Origin of the sequence: Brevibacterium ammoniilyticum (assembly GCF_038429965.1) — a bacterium.
Classification (GTDB): domain Bacteria; phylum Actinomycetota; class Actinomycetes; order Actinomycetales; family Brevibacteriaceae; genus Brevibacterium; species Brevibacterium ammoniilyticum.
This window is the reverse complement of record NZ_BAABNP010000033.1, coordinates 1-5,741: the sequence shown is the minus strand read 5'-3', so window position 1 is coordinate 5,741 and position 5,741 is coordinate 1. Positions and strand designations below refer to the sequence as shown.

The window sequence follows — 5,741 nt, the reverse complement described above, 5'->3', positions numbered from 1 at the left end:
GAAAAAATTTCTGGCATCACATTGTTCAAACAAACACGCTATTGGATTCTCAAACCACAAACACACACCCACACCACACACAAGAGAACACTCGCATGCTCGGTGGGGGCATCCACAGGATTGCGTTCACCCGATCACACTCCCGGAAACCGTCCCCGCTCAAACAGTGTTTGTGCTGGTGACACCCGGTGGAAACACCCCTTTGTCGTGGTGTTCCCGGTGAGGCGAACGAGATATAACTCTAGACCACCCGAACCCACCCACGCAACCCGGAAGGCGAAATTCGGCCTGTGACAACGGTCACCGCTGTAGTCAAGCGGGTTCAGGGCTCTTATTCGCCCTGATCCGGGGACCGGCTGCACGCTGCTTCACACACCCGGTCCCAGGGGCTGGGGCTCAGTCGTCCGCCTCGGCGCCGGTCGTTGTGTAGTACCCGTACCCCAGCAGACTCACCGCGATGGCGGCGATGATGCTCGGCCGAGCCAGCACTTCGTACGCGGTGTCGATCCATGCGCCTTGGGCGAAGATCAGTCCGGCGAGCTGTGTGACGACGATGGCGAACGGAAGGATGAAGATGGGGATGACGTAGTAGACGACCAACGGGATGAAGGTCTTCTCCGGCTGCGCTTCGGTGAGTCCGGACGCAACGAAGATCGAGCCTGATGCGGGCGGCGATGCTCCAGGCCAATTGGCGAATCGCTTCCCAGATGTGAAGCACGCCCGGCCTGCGCGCATCAGCGCAACCGCGGAGCCGGCAGGGCGCGTACCGTCGCAACCGGAGCCGGCGCCTTCTCATTCTCAAGGATCCTTGACGTCAGAATCTGACAGTGCGCCTTGTTTCGACTATAGACTGGCCGCATGACCCAGAAGGATCAGCGCGAACGACTCGGCAAGAGCGATCTCGATCTTGAAGACGGGCTTGTCGAAGAGGCGTCAGCAACCGTCACCGAAGGTGCTGCGCGCCTCAATCGGAAACTGCCCGAGCTCATCGTCACGGGGATCTTCGGCGGGATCGATGTCGGCCTGGGGATCTTGGCGATGATCCTCGTCAAGCAGGCCACCGGCTCGGATATCCTCGCCGGTATGGCGTTCGGCATCGGCCTGCTCGCACTCAAACTCGCGCACTCCGAACTGTTCACCGAAGAGTTCCTCCTGCCACTCAACGCCGTCCTCGCAGGGCAGGCGAACTGGCTGCAGGTGGTGCGGCTGTGGGTGATCAGCCTGGCCACCAACTTGGTGGGCGGAGCGGCGTTCGCCTGGCTGATCGTGCTCGCCCTGCCCGACTATCACGGCGTGCTCGTCGACACGGCCCTCGGCTACATGGAGCAGCCTTCACTCGTGGTGATGATCGGGCTCTCCCTTCTCGCGGGAGCCACAATCACCCTGGCCACGCGCATGCAGCAGGGGGCGACGAATCAGGTGGTCACCGCGATCGTCTGCATGGTCACAGGACTGCTCGTCATCGGTTTCAGCATGCTGCACGGCGCGATCAACGCGATCATGATCTTCGCGGCCATATTCGCCGGTGCCGACATCTCCTTCCTGCAGTTCCTGCAGTGGTTCGTCATCGTCATCGTCTTCAACATGCTCGGCGGACTGCTCGTCATCGCACTTCCGAGGGTGATGCGGACCTATCGGGTGCTCAGTGCAGTGCGTCGAGGGGAGATCTCGCTCGAAGAGCTGCAGGAGCAGGCCTCTGAGGATTGAGTCAGGGGCGGCTCAGGCATCCGTTACCGCTGTTGGTACCTGGGCAGAACGGTGTTGCTGTCGACGATCTCCTTGCCCAGAGGCATGAGCGAGACGGGGATGAGCTTGAGGTTCGCCCACCCGAGCGGGATGCCGATGATCGAGAGGAACAGCGGGATCGACGTGACGACATGGCCGATCGCCAGCCACACCCCGGCGACGATGAGCCAGATGATGTTGCCCAAAGTCGCCCCGATGCCGGCGCTGCGCGTTTCGACCACTTCGCGGCCGAACGGCCAGAGCGCGTAGTTGCCGATCCGGAAAGACGCGATGCCCCACGGGATCGTGACGATGAGGATGCAGCAGATGATGCCGGCGATGTAGTACCCGATGGCCAGCCAGAGACCGGAGAAGATCACCCAGATGATGTTGAGCAGAGTCTTCATGGAACAGGTCTCCTAGATCTTCGGGTTCGCGACTGAGGATCAGTCGCGGTTGGAACTGGTCTCAGTGACATCCCACGTGAGACCGCTCTTCCATCGTCGGTCACCACGGACGGACTCGGCAACTGAGGAAGTCCGCAATTGTGCGCGGAGGTTCTCCATTCGGTCAGGTCTGAAGGGCCTTCCCGGCTCCGAAAGGATCTACCGACGGTCCCCGTCGGAAGTCGAGCCACCGCCGCCCGCACTTCTCCACCTGCCGTCGGCCACCTCGGCGCCGTCACCCGCAGCCCGCGGTCGCACGGTCGTGAGCACGATGACGAGCGACGCAGCCATTCCGACGAACAGTACGGCCCCTCCCCACCCGGCCTCGGAGTCCGTCGAGCCGGAGGCCACGAGCGAGAGGAGCACCGGGACGACCGACCCGACGAGTCCGAGCCACACGACGATGCGCGCGAACCTCACCTGATTCCGGCTCACCCGACCGATGACGGCCCAGGGAAAGACGACGAGCAGGAGGAGCACGATGATCAAGTTGAGCCCGAGGAATCCGGCGATGAACAAGGCTTGGACTCCGGGCGAATCCGTGTCGGGGCGCTCGGCACCGACGAGGATCGAAAGCGCGGATCCGGCGATCGAGACCACCGACCATGCCTGGTCGCCGGTGTCGACATCGCGGTCGGTGTACATGGGAAGAACCGCGCCCGCGACGAGCACGGTAGCGGTGACCAGGCAGAAGATCGCGACCATGATGCGTTCGAGACGGTGGATGCGACGGCGAAGGTCGGCCACCTCGGCGAGGAGGTCCGGCCCACCGTCACCCATGCCCGGGAAACGCTCCGGGAAACGGCCGACGCCGTGCGGCGAGGGATCTCGCTGCACGGCGTCGTCGTTGTTCATGGGACTCATCGGTCCGCGTTCATCCGATTGCGGCTCAGGTTCACAATCAAACTCAGCCGACGATGTCGACTGCTCCCAGAGTCTTCTTGCCGCGGCGGAGCAGCACGACTCCCCCGCCGGCGGTCTCGAGGACGTCGTCGCTGGTCAGGGTCTGGTCCTCGCCGGAGACCTTGACGTTGTTGACGTAGGCGCCGCCGTCCTTGATGGCGCGCCGGGCCTCGCCCTTGGACTTGACGATGCCGGAGGCGACGAAGGCATCGGCGACGGGCACGCCCTCACCGAGCGACGCCGCGGGAACCTCGCCGCGGGGCAGTTCGGCCGTGGCCGCGCCGAGGGTCGCCGGGTCGAGAGCGCTGAGCTCGCCGCCGCCGAAGAGCGCGGCAGCCGCGGCGATCGCCTGATCGTACTGGTCGCGTCCGTGGACGAGGGTGGTGACATCCTCGGCGAGGACCTTCTGCGCCAGGCGGGTGTGCGGGGCGGCTTCGAACTCAGCGCCGATCGCTTCGAGCTCCTCGAGCGGGCGGAACGAGAAGACCTTGAGGTACTTCATGACGTCGCGGTCGTCGGCGTTGAGCCAGAACTGGCTGAACGCGTACGGGCTGGTCAGCGAGGCGTCGAGCCACACGGTGCCCGATTCGGTCTTGCCGAACTTCGTGCCGTCGGCCTTCGTGATGAGCGGGGTCGCCATCGCGTGGACGTTGGCGGCTTCGACGCGGCGGATGAGGTCGACGCCCGAGGTGAGGTTGCCCCACTGGTCGGATCCGCCGGTCTGCAGGGTGCAGCCGTAGCGGCGGTAGAGCTCGAGGTAGTCGTTGCCCTGGAGCACTTGGTAGGAGAACTCGGTGAAGGACAGGCCGGACTCGTTCTTCAGGCGCGCGGACACGGATTCCTTCGCGAGCATCCGGTTGACCGGGAAGTGCTTGCCGATGTCTCGGAGGAAATCGATCGCCGAGATCTCCGAGGTCCAGTCGTAGTTGTTGACGACCTGGGCGGCATTCGGGCCGGTGAAGTCGAGGAACCGTTCGACCTGGGCGCGGATCTTGCCGACCCATTCCTCGACGATCTCGCGCGGGTTGAGGGTGCGCTCCCCCGACATCCGCGGGTCGCCGATGAGGCCGGTGGCCCCGCCGACGAGGGCGAGCGGATTGTGCCCGGCCTGCTGGAGGCGCGAGGCCGTGATGAGCTGGACGAGGTTGCCCATGTGCAGGCTCGGCGCGGTCGGATCGAAACCGACGTAATAGGTCAGCGACTCCTGATCCAGAGCTGTCTGGAGCACGGTCTCGTCGGTCGACACCGCCACGAGCCCGCGGGCTTTGAGGTCACTGAATACGTCGGTCACTTCGGTCCTTTCGAAACTGTGTGGACTTGCCGGCGTCGGGCCGGCCCTCCCAATTCTACGGCGTACGCGGGACCGTGATCGTTGCCGTCCGTGGTGAGTCCTCGCTCGCCGAGGCGGGACTCGCCGAGGTTGTCGGTCGTGGCGGGCAGAACGCGGTGACCTCGCCGAGAAGGAGAAATGTAAACTGCAACAATGGAATGGGGAACTATAGCAGACTGGGTCATGGCGGTCCTAACGGGCGCTGGCTTCTACGCAGCAGTTTGGCAACTGCGAAGCAATCTCAAGGATTCACAACTAGCAAGGGCGCAGGCCCGAAAAGATGATGAAGCAAATCGCGAGGCGATGGCTCGCGCAGTGGGGATAAAATCCACATGGCAACCAGCATCCGATGGCCGTCCGCCGAATGCCGATGGTAAAGTTCCTGTCGAGGTCGAAATAGTGAACTCTGGCCCTTACCCAATACACAACGTCGTACTAAATCTTGAATCAGACTACCCGAATCAACCCATCGAGATAGTTTACGGCACGATATTACCGGGAGAGCAGACGAAAGACACTTACCAGGTTCCCCGCCGCGAAGTTGTTTTCGGCGAACTCACGGGAGGCGCGACGCTTAAATTTTCGGACACTTTCGGTAATCACTGGTCATCGTCGAATTCGTGGCAGGGCCTCGAACGGATGACCGAACCACCCCGCATTTGCTGATGAAGGAAGCCATCAACTTTATGTCATTCTTACCTGACGCGCTTACCACGATTGGAGGCGGCATCATAGGCATCGTTGGAATATTGCTTGGCGTGAAACTGAACGAACGAGCGACAGTGAAGAGTCAACGCAAAAGTGTCGCTACACGATACTTCACACTAGCGCAAAAGATCAACGTTCAGGCATCTAGGCATAGGCGACGAGGCGAAGAACTTGATTTGCCGCTTGAACCAGGGTGGGATCTAAATCTTCATGAGCTGCTAAAGGAGATGGAACTTCACTATGATTCACGCACTATCAATGCCGCCCAAGATGTACTTGACGCACTCACCGATATAGTGGAAACCGGAACAGTCGGAGCGATGATTCGTTTCGATCAATCATTAGATACCTTCTCGAAAATATCCGGCCTTCGTACAATTCGACCGAAACCTCCGCGCTGGTTCGGAAAATAAGGCCAATCATTCAATATCTTCAATTCAAAATAAGATTCAACCAGTTTGGCTTATTTGAGGCCCCGGCAAGTAACTACACGCGAAAAGCTTATTCAAAGACATAGCCGTTCATGGTCGTTTGAGTATAACTAATCCGGCTCTTCGCAGCTGAGAGTGTAGTCGGGTTGGGCGCGTCGGTCGCTGGATAGGGGTCGAGGCCCTCCGAGGATGGAAGTT

7 protein-coding genes are annotated in these 5,741 nt (G+C 61.4%); 3 read left to right on the top strand and 4 right to left on the bottom strand.

Features of this window, described 5'->3' with window-relative positions; all coding sequences use genetic code 11:
* Positions 1–396 precede the first annotated feature (396 nt).
* Entirely contained in the window at positions 397–735 is a 339-nt protein-coding gene (locus tag AAHA49_RS17690) for a hypothetical protein (RefSeq protein ID WP_342039172.1), read from the bottom strand.
* 123 nt (positions 736–858) lie between these two features.
* Here AAHA49_RS17690 and AAHA49_RS17685 point away from each other — a divergent pair, with 123 nt between their 5' ends.
* Positions 859–1,707, top strand: a complete 849-nt coding sequence (locus AAHA49_RS17685) for a formate/nitrite transporter family protein (protein WP_342039171.1) — start codon at positions 859–861, stop codon at positions 1,705–1,707.
* A gap of 23 nt (positions 1,708–1,730) precedes the next feature.
* On the opposite strand, the gene AAHA49_RS17680 is transcribed toward AAHA49_RS17685, so the two are convergent.
* The 3 genes from AAHA49_RS17680 to tyrS form a co-directional block, all read right to left on the bottom strand.
* The gene (locus AAHA49_RS17680; RefSeq protein WP_342039170.1) at positions 1,731–2,132 is read right to left on the bottom strand and encodes a YccF domain-containing protein; all 402 of its coding nucleotides are present in this window, start codon (positions 2,130–2,132) and stop codon (positions 1,731–1,733) included.
* Positions 2,133–2,330: 198 nt separating this feature from the next.
* Entirely contained in the window at positions 2,331–3,026 is a 696-nt protein-coding gene (locus AAHA49_RS17675) for a hypothetical protein (protein WP_342039169.1), read from the bottom strand.
* A gap of 52 nt (positions 3,027–3,078) precedes the next feature.
* Positions 3,079–4,365, bottom strand: a complete 1,287-nt coding sequence (tyrS, locus tag AAHA49_RS17670) for a tyrosine--tRNA ligase (RefSeq protein WP_342039168.1) — start codon at positions 4,363–4,365, stop codon at positions 3,079–3,081.
* A 192-nt stretch (positions 4,366–4,557) separates the two neighbouring features.
* Between tyrS and AAHA49_RS17665 the strand changes: the two genes are divergently transcribed.
* Positions 4,558–5,070 (top strand): hypothetical protein, encoded by a 513-nt coding sequence (locus AAHA49_RS17665; RefSeq protein WP_342039167.1) that lies wholly within the window; start codon positions 4,558–4,560, stop codon positions 5,068–5,070.
* The gene (locus AAHA49_RS17660; RefSeq protein WP_342039166.1) at positions 5,070–5,525 is read left to right on the top strand and encodes a hypothetical protein; all 456 of its coding nucleotides are present in this window, start codon (positions 5,070–5,072) and stop codon (positions 5,523–5,525) included. The genes AAHA49_RS17665 and AAHA49_RS17660 overlap by 1 nt, the downstream gene beginning before the upstream one ends.
* Positions 5,526–5,741: the final 216 nt, after the last annotated feature.